The organism is Leptospira broomii serovar Hurstbridge str. 5399, assembly GCF_000243715.2.
Taxonomy (GTDB): Bacteria; Spirochaetota; Leptospiria; order Leptospirales; family Leptospiraceae; genus Leptospira_B; species Leptospira_B broomii.
Genome location: NZ_AHMO02000004.1, coordinates 557,845 through 572,902, shown reverse-complemented (window position 1 = coordinate 572,902; position 15,058 = coordinate 557,845). Strand labels below are relative to the sequence as shown.

Genomic DNA, 15,058 nt, shown 5'->3' with positions numbered 1-15,058 from the left:
CCGATAGTATCCCTAAGGACTTTATGGCTGAGCCCTCATCTCCAGAATACTCCCCCCAGGACTTGGAGCAAATACGCTCTATACTGGACCCACTGAGTCGAAACCCCGAAACATCGGAAGATCTGAACCCGATGCTTTCCGTATTTCGGGACAAGATGGGTTTTACTATGCCCATTTCCATCGGCGACGAAGAACCGGAAGGAGAAGACCAAGAACAGTCCGACACCGAATTCGGTGAAGATGAAGAAAGCGCCGAGCCGACTCCGTCTACCGGAAGACCTAAGCCGATTTCTTTTTCCGACGAAGACGATATCGACTTAGATGAACTATTAAATCAGCCCCCGGCCGCCGCGGGAAAAACTTCCGAAGAGGAGGATCCGTTTGCTCGGATGGGGGAAGGAGAACCGATCGCATCGGACGATTTCTCCACTCCTCCTCCCGAAGATCCGTTTGCCGAAGAATTTCCGAGTGAAGAGCCAGCATCGACTCCGGCGAATGATTTCGGAGCGGAAGAAGAGGATCCGTTTGCCGGGATGGATTCAAGCCAAGAGTTGGAATCTCCCTTTGATTCTCCCCCTAGTGAAGAATTTACCCCGGCAGATTCGGACCCGTTTGCGGATATGGGTGGAGCTAGTCCGGAAGAACCGGTCGCTGATCCGTTTGGAAGTTCAGGTGAAGAGGATCCGTTTGCCGATATGGGCGGTGGAACTACGAGTACTGAAGATCCCTTCGCCGACTTTGACGCTAGTTCAATGGAAAATGCACCCGGCGATGAATTCGGTCTGGGCGAGGGTGATCCTTTCGGAGCCTCCCCTTCCACTGAAAGTGATTTCGGAGATTTAGGATTCGAATCCGGAACGGAAGAAGGCGGACCTTTTGCATCGGAACCAGGACCTTCCGATTCTGATCCGTTCTCTGACTTTGCACCGGTATCCGGAGCAGGTGGCCAAGACCCATTCTCGGATCTTTCCGGAGCGACCTCTCTTCCAGAAGCGGATCCATTTGCGGATTTTTCCTCGGAACCGGTATCGGAAATGGATCTGGGTTCGACTCCTGAAGGAGCGGATTTTACCAGTTTCTCACCTGATTTGGATGCGGAATCCGACTCGGACGGCGATTTAGGCGCCCCTTCTTTCGAAGACGATCTCCGTTCCCTAGGCGGTGAAGATAAGGAAGATCTGGATCGCTCCTTAAGCGATGAAGAACTCGCAATCATTCAAAAAGAAATTCTAAGGTATCCGCCTCTCTTACGAAGGTCCGTAATAGAATCGATCGTACAAGATAAGCTCTCAAAGAAAGCTCAACGAGATCTTTTAGAACTTATTAAGGTCGAAAGCACGCCTGAAGACGTCGCCGCTTTCTTATCCGCCGCATTAGGAACAACCATCAATTTAACGGATCGTTCCGGCGCTTATTCGGCGGACGGAGTTCCTATCATCTCCTCCGATCCGATTTATACGAAAGAAGGATTGTTAGAAAGGCGAAAACGAGTCCGCAGAACCGTTTATACGATCGCGGCCGGACTCCTTTTGGCATTTGGATCCTATTTCACATATTTCGGAATTATTCGCCCAAGACAAGCTGCTCAACATTACGAAAACGGATTGGAACAAATTCGCGAGATGGGTGCTAAAAAAATCCTAGGTCAACTCGGCGACGACGAAAGGAAGAAGTATTTAATTTCCATCGAAAGTAACTTTGACAAAGGCGCAGAAATTCTTCCTAACGATTTAAAATACTTAAATTTGTATGGAGTCGAGTACAGTCGCGCGGGGGAATACGAACTTTCTTTCGGAAAATTATTCGGAAGAATCGAACCCGATCTCGGATTCAGTGGAACCACGGATTCATGGAATCGGAGAGAAAACGCTCCACTCGTTAAATTAGCCCCCGGCGAATCCTGGAACGATAAGAAGTTAAAGAGTCATCTAGGCATAAATCAAGGAGCCGAAGGAATTCGATTCCTATTAGACCAGGAAAAAAATCCTAGAAAAGTAGTGGCTGCCGGCGCATTTTTGGTGATGCGACTCAAGGAAAGAATTCATGAAAACGATACATATAGGAATTTAGGCTGGTTCCATTCCCAAGTCATGCCCGACTTTGCCGAGCCGGATGGAAAACGCGGAAAATTCAAAAACGACTCTCTCTCGATCGATTATTATCGCAGAGTCTTTACCGACGGCGAGAGTCCTTACGACGAGAAAGCGACCGCAGGAATCGCGAAAATCTATTATAATCGAAGAGAATTCGGAAAGGCCGCTTCCTTCTATAATAGAATCGTAGAAGCCAATCCGAAAAGCATTCCAGGTCAGGCAGGTTTAGTTTCCACCTATATAGAAATGTGGAAGGAAAGCGGAGATCCTCAATTCGTGCTAAACCACCACAGACTTTTGAGGAATAATTTGGATATGGAGTCGGATCTCCCCTTTTACATCCTCACGAAATTAGCCTCCTTTTACACCGCGTTGGATCCCGAAGAATTACGAATCAAATATAATATCAATCCCGTCGATCAGGTTTCAGGAATCGAAATCGAAGAAAGCGCTCTCAGAATGTTGGATACGATCTATCGTAAATCCCAGGAAGATGAACGGACTAAAGTGGAAATCGACGGCAAAAATTATGCGGAAGGCTATTACCAACGCGGCATTTATTATTTAGCATTAAAAGAAAACGTGCAAGCTCGCCGGTTTTTTGAAAAAGCGGCGAGTCTGGACGAAAAACATTGGCTCGCCGTTCTGGAACTAGCGGAGCATTCCATTCGCGTCGGCAACTTCGAAGAAGCCGGAGACCTTTTGCGAGAAGCGGAAAATCGATATAATAGAAACGTCCGTTGGTTTGGAACGAAAGACGAGGACGAAACTCTGTTTGAAGGAAATCCCACTCGGATTTATTTCGATCAAGGAAAAATTCGATATCTGCTTTCCGCAGGACTAACCGGCAAGGAATCCATCAAGGAATTCCCGGGGCGAAAGATCTATCCGTTCCGTGCTAGATTTGAAGAAGAAGGAAAGAGTCTTTCGGTTCTAAAAGAGGAAGAGGAAAGAAAGAATCGTCGAAACGAATTAAAAGCCTCTTTGGCGGAATTCGCAAAAGTCAATTCCGACGAACCAAAATACGATCTGATCCGCAAATGGAGAAGAGAACTTCCTAATTCCATACTACGCGAAATGAAATTCTTTCAAGGCTGGGTGGAATACATGGACGCCGACTTCGATAAGGCATTGGCGGATTGGACCGGATTCGAAGATAAGGATGAATATTATAATCCCACCCTACTAATGGGCAAAGGGAATGCTCTCTTTTATACCAGACAGACCAAGACGGCTCTAGGTTATTATTTAAGAGTCAAAGACGACATGGAAGAAAAAATTCCCGCAATGGGAGTCCCGAAAGCGGACGATCCGTATCATCAGGAAGTTTACCAGACGCTTACTGCCGCTTATAATAATATAGGCGCTTGCTATGAGATTCTGGCTAAGAAAGCGACAGGACAACAATCCGAATCGTATACTGCGGAAGCCCTACAAAATTATTGGAAAGCGATCGAAACCGCGCGAAAAATCGGAGAATCCAGCGAGATATCCCTCTCGAATAAGGATCTCTTGTTTAAGCGGGAAGCATTGAAGCAGGATCCGATCTTGGAAGATTGGGTCTCCCCGACTCTAGAATCGATTCGTGATTTAGTTCGGAAATAGAACTGTCCTGTGTCCGCTTGAATTCGGGGATCGGCTATTTCTTTTTACGAAATAGCGATTTAACCCAAACGAAAACGAAAAAGCCGATCATACGGCTGAGGCGGATCAATCTCCACGGTCGGACAAGTATTCTCCAAAACCAAGTCAGTCCGTGTAATTTAAAATAGTTCGGAGCCTTCCGCACTTTTCCGGACAAAATATCCATGGCTCCCCCAACGCCGATCACTACCGCGTGCCCGAAGAAAGCCGTGTTATTTTCGATCCAGACTTCCTGTTCAGGAAAATCCATTGCAAGAAATATAATATTAGGACTAGTTTTACGAATCGATTCCTTAACGAGTAATTCCCGTTGGGAATTCATATATCCAGCATGACGACCGACGATGCGTACGCCTGGGAAATGTCTGGAAAGATTAAAATATACTTTTTCTATAATATCTTCTTTTCCGCCTAGAAGAAAGATGGAATAGTTTCTCAATTCGCAAAGTCGAACTAGGTCCATCATTAATGCGATGGTGGGAATTCTTTCCTTCAACTCGCCGCCAAGTCGCTTAGCGGCCCATTGCAATCCGGCGCCTTCCGCAAGAATTAGGCTGGCTTTTTGCGCGATTCGATGCAGCTTCTTTCCTTTTCGTATGGCCATAGTCTTGACCGGATCCAAAAGAAGAACATGATGATAATGATCCTTCTCTTCCATTAGATGATAGATCTTAGCCACGGACTCGTCTAAGCTGGCGTTCTCGAAAGGAACTCCTAAGATCTCCGTCTTTTCCAGATTGTCTACGTCCATCGATTGGTAATCGAGGAGGTAATCTCGGTCGTCTTTCGCCGAGAGATGACGGATTTCCCCAGGTTGCTTCATACGGAGCATCCTATTGGACATAATCTCTGAGTCAATTGAAAGTTCTCCCTGCTTTTGAGAACTATACGTTTCCGGATTCTTTGAGCAAGCGTAAAGATTTTAGAACATCTTCCTTCTCCGCCGCTCCAGAGATCATAGCGACTAGGAAGTTTCCCTCCGATAAGACCCTGGGCAACGTTTCGGATACGATCCCTCCGATAGGGGTCACTGGAACGGAACTCACTCTCAAGGCCTCGGAAAGTTCGACAGTTCCAAGAACCGGATGGGTTTTTTCTTTGGAAGAGGTATCGAAAATCGGACCGAAGCCGGTGTAGTCCCAGGCTCCGATTTCAATATTGTTCAGCTCCTCTACGTTGTGGGATGAAGTTCCTAAAAAAAGGTCGCTAGCTTGAATTCTCTCTCTCGCCTCTTGATCCAAATCCTCGTAATCTTCCTTTCCGATATGTAAGCCGAAGGAACCTAGATCGAGAGCTAATTTCCAATAATCGTTCAAAATCATCGGAAAATCCGGAAATTTTTCACTCAGACTTCGGTATAAAATCGTAATTTGTTCAATGGTTTCTTTCTTTGCCCTTAATTGAAAAAAAGGAATATAGTCTCGGTAGTTCGACCATAGTGAAACTAACTCGAAAGGATTTTTTCGGAATTTGGAGCAATATTCCAAATCCAGAATAGGATACAATCCTGGCGCCTTCCAAAGTCCGACGCGAGGACGAGTCATATTAGAAAGATTTTTTCGATTCCGATTCATCCGCCGCCTACGAATTTTAAAATTTCAATTCGATCTCCGTCTTGAAGAACCACTCCCGACCAAACCGCTTTTTTTACGATTTCACCGTTTCTTTGAATCGCTACCATTTCAGGTTTTAGTTTTAAAGATTCGAGCAGAGAAATCAAACTAGGGGAAGTGAGATCGCTTAGAGACACCTGTTTACCGTTGACCAACATTGATGCACCTCGGTCTAGTTCTGCTTCTATTCCAGGTTTCCAGTTTGTCGAGTCCAATGTTTTTTAGTTTACCATTACCTAACGACCGAAAACCTTTTACTTATATGACCCTGTCCCTACGGCTTCTTTTGATCATTACGGCAATTTTTCTGACGGCTTGCGAGCATAAAGAACGGGATATAAAGGGAGCGGCTGTCAATACTTTCTTAGCTGGTTGCGTCGGGGGAGGATTAGGGTCTTGCTCGGCCAATTGCCAGAACCAGTACGGTGCGACAGTTACAGGAAGCAATTTATTGCAACTGAATACCTGCCTTTCCAATTGCAATGTCGCCTGCAGTATCGTAACGCTTTGCTTGCAACTTCAACAGGCTTGTACGCGCGATTGCGGTCATAATTATACGAATTGTCTTTTATTTTTAGGGGCAAGCGGAGTTGGTAAATAGCTGTCTCGCTATAACGACGCCCGAAATAGAGCTGCCGCATAAATGCCTGCAGTCTCTATTCTTAGTATCGAATTTCCTGCTTTGTAACCGAGAACTCCGTATTTCTTAAACAATTCTTTTTCTTCCTCACGAAAACCTCCTTCGGGACCGATCAAAACCGTTCTACCTCGAATGGAATTCGTATCAAGTTTACCCGATCCTTTGGGATCCAGCAGCAGAACTTCGTTACCCGCATTCTGTAGTGAATCCAAATATCGTGTTAAAGGAATAGGCCCGATGATTTCCGGAAGAAATTCCCTTTTAGCTTGGGCACATGCCTCGCCAGCGACTCGGAGTAACCTTTCGGCATTCAAATCCTTTCGATCCGAATGCGCGAAGGTTAAAAAAACAAACTCCGTTATTCCAAGTTCTGTTCCCTTTTGAATCAACCACTCGAGTCTATTTCCTTTCGGAATTGCGGTCGCAATTACGGCCGGCGGAGATGTATTTTCTTTAAATTCGGTTTTGAGTATCTTTCCCGTCTTAGCAGAAGGAAGAACCTCGAAAAGATAACTAGTTCCTTTTCCGTCCTTAACGATTACGATTTTCTTATCGTTAAAAATACGAAGAGCCTTGAGGTGAGAGATTTCCTCGGGATCCAGTTGCAAATTTGAATCGGGAAGGAAGTTCGGGCGAAAAAAAACGGTTTCCGAATCGGACATCTTAGAATCGATTCAAGTTTTCCAATTCAAAAAGAGACGGATCCGGCTTAACGTCTCGATCCACCTCCGTGTATTCAAGTACGGTAATCGAACCGGAATTTAAATCGAGCATTTCGAGTCGGCTCGCAATCTCATCCCGGGTGACTTTTTGTTTAGACTTAACCTTTACCGGGCCGTACTTGATGTTTAAGGTCTTGTATAAAACTCCGTCCTTATCGTGAAAATCCAATCGAGTCGGTCTTAAAGTATCCGGCTCAAGAAGTAGAACTAATTTGGAATAAAAATACGGAACGATCGGACGCATAGATACTCGTTTCATTTTCTTACCTCCGACTTCGAGGTCGCTTTGTACGATCGGATTATAATTCGCCTGATAAGATGTTCCGGAAAGATCCACGAAACTGAAACCGGTATTTAGGTGATTTTCGTATTTTTCTTCGTCAGTTTTTCGGAATATTTTTCGTGAAAGGGCGTTAAATGCATAAATTAATTCCCCGTCTTCCTTAAACAGAATCTTATATTCCAATCCGCGTCCTTTACTTTCAAAAAGAGATAGGGAATCTTCTCCCTTTCTAAAAACGCTCATATCCCAAGTCCAAGTATCTCCGGAGCGTTTAATTAAAATGAGATTAGCCTTAACTAATCCGTCCGCCTTTAGTAAGGCTTGGTCCAAACGCGCTACGAGTTCCTGAGCTACCCTCGTTTTTTCCGCGGTGCTTTGGGCATGACTCAGCGATCCCGACAGTACTACCAAGGCCGAAAGAAAAACAGATTTAGGAAGGAATCGTAGCAATTCTTCTGGCCTCTAATTTGTTCTAAGAAGGGAATCCTGAAATTATTCGGCCCTTAGACTCGGTGCACTATATGAATACAAGCTGTGGACGGAACCTTGGGCCTGGGCGGATTCGCTTCTTCTTTCGAATCTGAGTTTTCCTTCACGCAGAGCTTTGTGCAACTCCTGAATGCTTTTATAACCCATATCCTGAAAAGAAAGACGGATTCCTTGGCTCAAATAAGGAATGAAGTTCAGAATTGATCCTCGATCTACGACGGACCCGCTGACCCCTTGGGCTACTTTAACTTTTTGTCCCTCGTTAAAATACCGTTTATCCCCGCCTGCTTTCATCGCTTCAATACTGGCCATTCCTCTATACTTCTTGAGACGGATTCCATTCTCATAAAAATACTCGCCGGGAGCCTCGTTTGTTCCGGCAAACATGAATCCCATCATACAGACCGAAGCTCCGATAGCTAGGGCATTCGCAATATCGCCTATATTCGTGATTCCGCCGTCGGCAATAACCGGAACATCGTGCTTTGCGGCATGGTTTGCGGTTTGATAAACTGCAGTTGCTTGCGCTCGCCCGACTGCCATAGTATCCTGCGTGATGCAAATCGATCCCGGCCCCATTCCTATACGAAGACCGTCCGCGCCGGCTTGGATCAAATTTTCGGCCTGACCTCTAGTAACTACATTCCCCGCTACAACTTCCAAATTTTTAAAATTCTTTTTAATGAATTGAAGCATCTCGATTTGATAGATGGAATTTCCCTGGGCCGAGTCTATGAATATCACGTCGACACCCGCTTCGTAAAGCGCGGCAACTCTATCTCTAGACTCGTTTAATGTAGAAACGGCAGCTCCGCAACGTAACCGCTTGCTTTCATCCTTGGAGGAATCCGGAAAATCCTTATTTTTTTTCAGGTCCGAACGACTTACCAAGGATACTAATCTTCCGTCCTTGTCGGTGATCGGTAATTTACCGATCTTTTCTCTTTTAATGATATCGTTCGCTTCTTTTAACGTAATCCCCGACGTCCCGGTAATGACGTCCGTTGTCATCACTTTATCCAGTGAGATGGATCTGTCTCGTTCAAAGTCGATATCTCTATTGGTGACGATTCCGATCAACTTCGAAGTTCTTGTCCCATCCTCCGTAATTGGAATTCCCGTAAATCCTTGGCGCTCCTTAATCCGATCCAAATCTTCTATGATATTTTTCGGGCCGAGTACAACCGGGTCGGTGATGAATCCGTTTTCAAAACGTTTGACTTTCGTTACTTCGGCCACCTGCTGGTCGATCGTATTATTATAATGAATGATTCCGATTCCTCCCATCAACGCCTGGGCGATTGCCATTGCGGACTCGGTTACGGTATCCATTGGAGAACTTACAAAAGGTCTTTTTAATCGAATTTTTTTGGTGAGCCGAGTTTCAAGCTCGACTTCGGATGGATGAAAATCGATAAAACCGGGTAGAACTAAAAAGTCCCGATAGGTCAGCCCGATTTGCATGCTGAAAAGTTCTTCGCCGGAGAGGCCGTCTAAAAATTGGGAGTTGCGGTAAGATTGGTTTGACATTAGTGTACCTTACCTATTACATCAAAACGAAGCGAAAGGCTGGAATCAAGAGAATTTCCGCCCCCCACACCTAGGAATTTAATGGAAAAGGTAGATCGGAAACAGAGAGATCGGGAACTCATATCTGAACCTGAAAAAAGACTCCATATTATTGGAAAATTCCTGCTGAAAACCGAGCTCTTGGTTCGAGATACGGACGATCACGATTCGGTCGAACTTCTCTCGGTCAGCAAGGACGCAAAAAAGATTCTGGTGCAAGGAAAGGCTCCGGATCAATTCAAACTCAATTCTCGCGTCGTTTTGTACAAACTTCTGGCTCGTTACCTGGAATTGGAATGCGAAGTGCTGGAAGAACGCCCTAATAATCAGTATGTGTTGGAAGTCGAATCCGTTTCTATCGCAAGTCGAGAGCGTAAATTTCCCAGGATAAAACCTCCAGACGGTTCCGTCTGGATTACAAATCTTCGTACCAGTAAAACCACGATTGATGCAAATTTGTTCAATGTCCCGACCTCGGTAAAAGTGAACTTTGCCGATTACGAGAGAACCCTAAAGCCGAAGTACGATATTCTTAAAATCGACGTATTCCGTTCCATAGGGGATAAATTCGACTTAGTCAAAAAAAGCGGTAAAATTCTGTTTATTCCGAATACTCAAAAACCGGAAAGTTACAGAACTTCCGATAAAAACGGTTACATCGATTATGAACATGAATTGGGCGACGACGAAGATGTTCGAAGAAAAATCATCGAATATGCGAATCAGAAGATCAAATCGGAACTAATTGTTCCGATCGTTTACATCAATCATGACGAACAGGCGATTCCGATCGGATACGTCCTGGCTCAAAATCGTACACGCGAAATCGATATGACTGACGTAATGGAGATCAAGACCCTTTCGTTTGAAATGGTGGATAGAATACGGGAGTCCAACACGATTTTGGTCAAAGAAAGATTCCCGGTTCTGGATCTATCGACAGGCGGCTTACGAGTAAAAATCAATCACCCCGACTTGAATGACGATTTACCTAGACGAATCGGATTTACGTTCGATATCTTCTTCAAAATGCAAGCTCCTTTGACCGCGTATGGAGTCGTCCGATCCGTAGCGAGAGACGCCGACAATAATTTGTATGTAGGGTTATCGTTGGAAGGGAACTCAGCTCGACCGGGAGAGAAAAAAAGATATATAGATAACGTCAACCGCCTCCTAGCCGATGCAGGCGTAAAAGTTTCCCCGTCTTAGGGAAAATCCCACATTCTGACATCTACGAAGAGTACATTACCGTCCGTTAATCTTCTGGAATAAGTGATCAATAGGATCCGGCTATCCAAATCGAAATAAGGATTACTAGCGATCCAACCTTCCGACGGGTTCTTCGCGTTTTTATAGAATTGTTCCAGAAAATACGGTCTCCAGCTCCAGTTTCTTCCCAAATAACTCTCGTCTTCTTGCATGATTTCTTGCGATAATTCCGTATAATTCGGAGAGAGTTGCCTTCCTTCTTGGTCGGTTACGTACATTCTAAAAACCGAATCTTTTAGAAGATAAGCGTTGCGAATCCGAATTTTAAGAAACTCCTGCTCGAAAGAAACTTGGATTCCCGCCGATTCGAGCCTATCTTCTAATTCTCGTTCTTTTTTAATTCTTCTGAGTAGTTGGTATTTTTTATAGGAAAAGAATAATTCGTGTAACTGGGAAAATCGAATACTCAAGCCGGAAATATCGATAAGATTCGGGCTCGGCTCGGCAAAGTAAAACCCTTGGAGAAAGCGAGCGCCATAAGTCAAAGCGTTGTATAACTCCGTTTCGGTTTCGATTCCTTCGAATAATAAGGAACAACCCAAACTTTCCGCCAGCCTGGACAACGTATAAAGGATTTCCTGAAAATTTCTGGAATCCACCGAGCTTCGTATCAATCCCAGATCGACTTTTATAATATCCGGATGGAGGGCGCCGATTCGATCCAGATTGGAAGATCTTGCACCTAAATCGTCGATCGCGACAAGAACCCCTTCTCTTTTGTAAAGGTTTATCAACGGTTTTAACTGATCGATTTCTCCCGAAAAATGCTCCTCGACAATCTCAATGACGATTTTCCGGGGATCGACTCCGATAGTTTTCGCAGATTTTAGAGTGTACGGATCGTCATTCGAACCGGATATGAGATAGTCCTGCATGAACGTGGGAGAAATATTCAGAAATAGTTTCGTGCTCGGCGGTAAATTCGTATTCTCCGATAAGATTTGTAACGCCTTGGTTCGAATCGAACGATCCACGTCCCGCTTTAAGTTGCGAAATCGAAGTCTTTCTTCCGGGGAAAAGGTATGGGACGGTTCCGAAAGAAAGAAGGGACCTAGGCTATGAATATTATTGTTTTGATCTTTAAATCGACCGAGCGCTTCGAAACCGAAGATCGAATCGTTTTCCACTGAAAGAATGGGCTGAAAAAACGGGACAAGTTCGCCGTTAGAAAACCATTCTTTCCAACGATCGACTGTCCATAGGCCTTGGCTTTCACCCATTCTCCACTTAAGATGGAACCAGGCTTCGACGGATCAAGGAAATTCCTAGTTTATTAAAGTAGTTGATGAAAAACGAATTCAGTTTCTCGAAAATTAAAAATCGTTTTCTAAAATCCCTTTCCGAGACCGCAACTTGTACCCGCAGGGATCGGTTGCAATTCCAAATCGTCTTTATATTGATCGATTAGCTGCTTATTTATGCCGATATTTTCACGGAAAATTTCAAAAAGCCGATCTCGCGTAAAAAGATCCTCCGCTTCGGTTAATAATCTAAGCCTTTCGTAGTACTCTTTAAGATTTTTTTCCTTAATCTTGTTTTCTCCGCTCGCCACGGACTCAATATACCCTTGAGGTATATTTCTTCCGAAGTGACCGATCCTCCAAGGCTTTGCTGCCTGCAACTTACTTAGGAAGGGGTCGGTCAGCGCGTAAACGTCAATGATCTTTCGCTCGGGTCCGGCGAAATAACCGAAGTACCCTACATTCAAAGTCGCGCAAACCGGGAATTCAGACGGGGAAGCTTTTAGATCGTCTCGATACTTTCTTCCAAACTCGGCCCAAACATGATCGGGAAAGTCCTTGATGTATAAGGAGCGAAGAAAGTTAGCCTTAGGAAAATACATGCTCTTTTCGTCGACGATATGTCCGTCCACGCGAAGCCTATGATATTCGGGAGTCGTATACAAATAAGAGCGTTTGTTCAACAAAGTAAAAAGAATAAAGCATAGAAATCCGAATATAAGCACGGATCGATGCTGAATTCTTGTTAAAAGAAAGACTGCGGCTACAAAAGGCAAAGAAACGAATCTTCCCGCCATAAAATCACCGCCGATTTTTATTATATAAAGTAAATATAACAAAATCCCCAAAAGCGGTAGGAAAAATTCCGGCCGAATTTTTTTTCTAAATGACTGAAGAAAATAAACGGCCGGAAAAATTAAGGTAAGAATTGAAACCGGATCCCACACGAGAGAATTTCGTAGATACGACAATCCCGCCAGCCAAAGTTCGCTCGAAGGAATTCCTGTATTCAACTTTGCGTACGCCGTGTTTGGAAACGGATAACCGTAATAAAGAATGGAGAAGAGAGTCCAGATTACAGCGGGAAGCAAACCTAAGAATCCCAAACAGATTGTGCGGAAGACTCTTTTTGATTTCAACGAAGACAGAAAAAAATATACAAGATAGGGGAAACCGAAAAGAACCGTGTCCTGCCGATTCAAATACAATAAGGCTAGAATCAGACTGAAACGAAAAATGTAAATATCGGATCTTTCCTTAAGAAAGCGTTCTCCTTCTAAAAAGAGTAAAATCAAAAGAAAAAAGGAAAGCGGGTTCTCCAGACCGGAAGTGGAATAATCGACGAATGCCCGAGATGAAACTAATAATAAAGCCAGCCAGACGATATCGGTTTTTTGAATCGATTTTTCTTTAGATGCTAAAAGATAAAAAGTACCGGCTATGCAGGTCCAGGATAATAATAGAACGGCATAGAATAGCGGAATTCGAAGCATTCCAAAGAAGGAGATCCCGAACATCCAAAGCGGATGAGTGTATGCCTGCACTCTTTCATACGTATTCCAGCGAAGGCCGAAGCCGCTTAGAAAATTCTTAACCGTACGGAACGTGATGTACGAATCTTCCCCCACCCAAGAATTAACGAGCAAGATATATATAAAAAGTAAGATAGAGACCGGACCAAGCCACTTAGAAGAAACGATCCGCTCGTAAATACGATTCAAGAAAGAAAAAGTCATTCGAGTCCTTATTTAAAAACTAACAAGTATCTTTTAAAAATTCGTTTAAATGGATCCTGTCACTCTTATTTCGGAGACTTGGTGTTTAAACTTCCCGTCCATATTTGGAGACGATCCGAACGGATCTCTTTGGGAGAAATTAAATACGTCCGAACGATTCTTTCCAGCTCGACATCGTTCCATACCGTTTTCCGGAAACTTTCGGCAAATGTAGGGTTGGCTTTCATCGCCTCTTTCATTCTTGCATCTATTTTATTCAGATCCATATGAAAGAATCCGACTTTGGCTTGCGGCCAATTAGCTTGGAGTTTCGGCAAAAGAATCTCCAAGTCGGAAGTTTTAGATACCCTAAATATGATTTTTTTAAAATAATCCGTTCCGGCCATATAGGCGATCGAATCGTCGGGAAAAATCCAGATATCCGTTTCGGTAGAATTATACAGTTGATTATTGAGAGCCTGCTGTTTTCGACCTTCTGCAATGAATTTGATCCCTAAAATTCCCATCAAAAAGGAAAATCCAAGGCAAAGCAGCAAAACGAATTTAATCACCGAATACTTCCGTTTCTTTTTCATATAATAAAAGTATTTAGAAAAAAGAATCACGAAAGGGAAAACGACAGGCCCGAAAAAACGAGGTCCCCAATTCGTGAATCCGTCGTTGGGTACTATTGCAAGCACCAAAAAAATATAAGTAATCGTAGACCCGAAGATAAGACGATTATTTCGGGATAATTTTTTCCAGGAAAAAAGGAGAATCGGAAAAAGGATCAAGGCCCCCGGCATATAACCGAAATATCCCAGTTTAAATCCACCGAAGAATAGTAGGCTTTTGGCCCATTCAAGGCGCACCAAGAACGGCACACCCAATCCCTCGCGATTGATTAGGTATCGAGGCCCCAAAGGATGGCCATAATCTAAATAATTAAAAAGAAGAAAACCTCCGACCGTAATTCCTGCACCGATACAAAAAAGTAGAACACGGAGGGGAAACTTGGATTTTGTTTTCGGTTCGATTAAGAAAATCCACATAGCGAGACTGCCGCAATAAACAAGCCCCTCATGACGAAACCAAACGGTAAGGCCGCAAAAGAGGCCTGCGAAGAGAATCTTCCAATCTCTTCCGCTTTGTCCTTTAATAGTAAAAGTTAATGCGAGTAATGAAAATAAGATGAAAACACTATGTTCCGAATATTCTACACTGAGAATCCATAAGAAAGTCGCAAATACTGTGATCGCCAAAACGAACGAAGTCGGTTTCCAGTATTTCGTAAAAATAAAAAGGCAAAGTAATAGGCCGAGAGCACTCGCATACGGTAAGGACGACAATCCTATAAGCCAAATCCACGGAGCCGAAATCGCAGCGAACGCTATCGGGAAGGCGCTCAAATTCCTACCTTGAATTTGCAGGAAGACGTTTCCCTGTTGAGGAAAGTATAGGAATTCAGGATCAACGACTCGGCCGGGATAAAATAATTCTTCGGAAAGAAATTGATTTTTCAATATAGAAAATGACTGAACCGCTTTATTGTGAATGTCCCAATTGAATGAATATTGCGGCTTTAAATAAGTCACCGATCCGAACAGGACAAACGCTAAAAGAAAGAGAACTAGGCTTCTTTGGATTTTAGTAGTAAGAGACATGAATCGCCATTATCCTTGCCGATATAGCTAATGATGTAAAGGAAAATCCTCGACTCTAATCTGCAACCCGCATCTAAAGCGACGGGAGAATTTACTTGACCTCAGTCCGAACGGAC

Annotated in this window: 12 protein-coding genes; 3 read left to right on the top strand and 9 right to left on the bottom strand. The window is 43.9% G+C overall.

Translation table 11 applies throughout. The annotated features are described in order from the left end of the window. Positions 1-23: 23 nt before the first annotated feature. A complete protein-coding gene (locus LEP1GSC050_RS02775) occupies positions 24-3,698 on the top strand; it encodes a tetratricopeptide repeat protein (RefSeq protein ID WP_040910852.1) in 3,675 nt (1,224 codons plus the stop codon). A 34-nt stretch (positions 3,699-3,732) separates the two neighbouring features. On the opposite strand, the gene LEP1GSC050_RS02770 is transcribed toward LEP1GSC050_RS02775, so the two are convergent. The 3 genes from LEP1GSC050_RS02770 to thiS form a co-directional block, all read right to left on the bottom strand. Then, on the bottom strand, positions 3,733-4,560 hold the full coding sequence (locus LEP1GSC050_RS02770; RefSeq protein ID WP_010569539.1) for a WecB/TagA/CpsF family glycosyltransferase: 828 nt from the start codon (positions 4,558-4,560) through the stop codon (positions 3,733-3,735). A 61-nt stretch (positions 4,561-4,621) separates the two neighbouring features. Further along, positions 4,622-5,281 (bottom strand): thiamine phosphate synthase, encoded by a 660-nt coding sequence (locus LEP1GSC050_RS02765; RefSeq protein ID WP_040910949.1) that lies wholly within the window; start codon positions 5,279-5,281, stop codon positions 4,622-4,624. Positions 5,282-5,307: 26 nt separating this feature from the next. After that, positions 5,308-5,508 (bottom strand): sulfur carrier protein ThiS, encoded by a 201-nt coding sequence (gene thiS, locus LEP1GSC050_RS02760; RefSeq protein WP_010569537.1) that lies wholly within the window; start codon positions 5,506-5,508, stop codon positions 5,308-5,310. Between the two features lie 104 nt (positions 5,509-5,612). On the opposite strand from thiS, the gene LEP1GSC050_RS02755 reads away from it, so the two are divergent. Then, entirely contained in the window at positions 5,613-5,951 is a 339-nt protein-coding gene (locus LEP1GSC050_RS02755) for a hypothetical protein (protein ID WP_010569536.1), read from the top strand. Positions 5,952-5,959: 8 nt separating this feature from the next. On the opposite strand, the gene LEP1GSC050_RS02750 is transcribed toward LEP1GSC050_RS02755, so the two are convergent. From LEP1GSC050_RS02750 to guaB, 3 genes are read right to left on the bottom strand one after another with little or no spacing between them, the layout of a single operon-like run. Then, positions 5,960-6,652: a 16S rRNA (uracil(1498)-N(3))-methyltransferase gene (locus tag LEP1GSC050_RS02750; RefSeq protein ID WP_010569535.1), complete on the bottom strand. Its 693-nt coding sequence runs from the start codon at positions 6,650-6,652 to the stop codon at positions 5,960-5,962. A 1-nt stretch (position 6,653) separates the two neighbouring features. Continuing rightward, positions 6,654-7,445, bottom strand: coding sequence for an outer membrane lipoprotein-sorting protein (locus LEP1GSC050_RS02745; RefSeq protein ID WP_010569534.1), 792 nt, complete (start codon positions 7,443-7,445; stop codon positions 6,654-6,656). A 42-nt stretch (positions 7,446-7,487) separates the two neighbouring features. Next, the gene (guaB, locus tag LEP1GSC050_RS02740; protein WP_010569533.1) at positions 7,488-9,014 is read right to left on the bottom strand and encodes an IMP dehydrogenase; all 1,527 of its coding nucleotides are present in this window, start codon (positions 9,012-9,014) and stop codon (positions 7,488-7,490) included. A gap of 81 nt (positions 9,015-9,095) precedes the next feature. Between guaB and LEP1GSC050_RS02735 the strand changes: the two genes are divergently transcribed. Then, the gene (locus LEP1GSC050_RS02735; RefSeq protein ID WP_010569532.1) at positions 9,096-10,262 is read left to right on the top strand and encodes a DUF1577 domain-containing protein; all 1,167 of its coding nucleotides are present in this window, start codon (positions 9,096-9,098) and stop codon (positions 10,260-10,262) included. On the opposite strand, the gene LEP1GSC050_RS02730 is transcribed toward LEP1GSC050_RS02735, so the two are convergent. The 3 genes from LEP1GSC050_RS02730 to LEP1GSC050_RS02720 all read right to left on the bottom strand — a co-directional run bounded on the left by LEP1GSC050_RS02730 (position 10,259) and on the right by LEP1GSC050_RS02720 (position 14,942). Next, complete coding sequence (locus LEP1GSC050_RS02730; protein WP_010569531.1) at positions 10,259-11,542, bottom strand: EAL domain-containing protein; 1,284 nt, start codon at positions 11,540-11,542, stop codon at positions 10,259-10,261. The genes LEP1GSC050_RS02735 and LEP1GSC050_RS02730 overlap by 4 nt on opposite strands. 107 nt (positions 11,543-11,649) lie before the next feature. Continuing rightward, the gene (locus LEP1GSC050_RS02725) at positions 11,650-13,299 is read right to left on the bottom strand and encodes a hypothetical protein (protein ID WP_010569530.1); all 1,650 of its coding nucleotides are present in this window, start codon (positions 13,297-13,299) and stop codon (positions 11,650-11,652) included. Between the two features lie 65 nt (positions 13,300-13,364). Further along, complete coding sequence (locus LEP1GSC050_RS02720; protein ID WP_010569529.1) at positions 13,365-14,942, bottom strand: LA_3751/LA_3752 family putative glycosyltransferase; 1,578 nt, start codon at positions 14,940-14,942, stop codon at positions 13,365-13,367. Positions 14,943-15,058: the final 116 nt, after the last annotated feature.

Excerpts from the sequence above, each read along its gene's own strand:
- LEP1GSC050_RS02775 (WP_040910852.1), top strand. The coding sequence starts at position 24 with ATGGCTGAGCCCTCATCTCCAGAATACTCCCCCCAGGACTTGGAGCAA.
- LEP1GSC050_RS02770 (WP_010569539.1), bottom strand. The coding sequence starts at position 4,560 with ATGAAGCAACCTGGGGAAATCCGTCATCTCTCGGCGAAAGACGACCGA.
- LEP1GSC050_RS02765 (WP_040910949.1), bottom strand. The coding sequence starts at position 5,281 with ATGACTCGTCCTCGCGTCGGACTTTGGAAGGCGCCAGGATTGTATCCT.
- thiS (WP_010569537.1), bottom strand. The coding sequence starts at position 5,508 with ATGTTGGTCAACGGTAAACAGGTGTCTCTAAGCGATCTCACTTCCCCT.
- LEP1GSC050_RS02755 (WP_010569536.1), top strand. The coding sequence starts at position 5,613 with ATGACCCTGTCCCTACGGCTTCTTTTGATCATTACGGCAATTTTTCTG.
- LEP1GSC050_RS02750 (WP_010569535.1), bottom strand. The coding sequence starts at position 6,652 with ATGTCCGATTCGGAAACCGTTTTTTTTCGCCCGAACTTCCTTCCCGAT.
- guaB (WP_010569533.1), bottom strand. The coding sequence starts at position 9,014 with ATGTCAAACCAATCTTACCGCAACTCCCAATTTTTAGACGGCCTCTCC.
- LEP1GSC050_RS02735 (WP_010569532.1), top strand. The coding sequence starts at position 9,096 with ATGGAAAAGGTAGATCGGAAACAGAGAGATCGGGAACTCATATCTGAA.
- LEP1GSC050_RS02730 (WP_010569531.1), bottom strand. The coding sequence starts at position 11,542 with ATGGGTGAAAGCCAAGGCCTATGGACAGTCGATCGTTGGAAAGAATGG.
- LEP1GSC050_RS02725 (WP_010569530.1), bottom strand. The coding sequence starts at position 13,299 with ATGACTTTTTCTTTCTTGAATCGTATTTACGAGCGGATCGTTTCTTCT.
- LEP1GSC050_RS02720 (WP_010569529.1), bottom strand. The coding sequence starts at position 14,942 with ATGTCTCTTACTACTAAAATCCAAAGAAGCCTAGTTCTCTTTCTTTTA.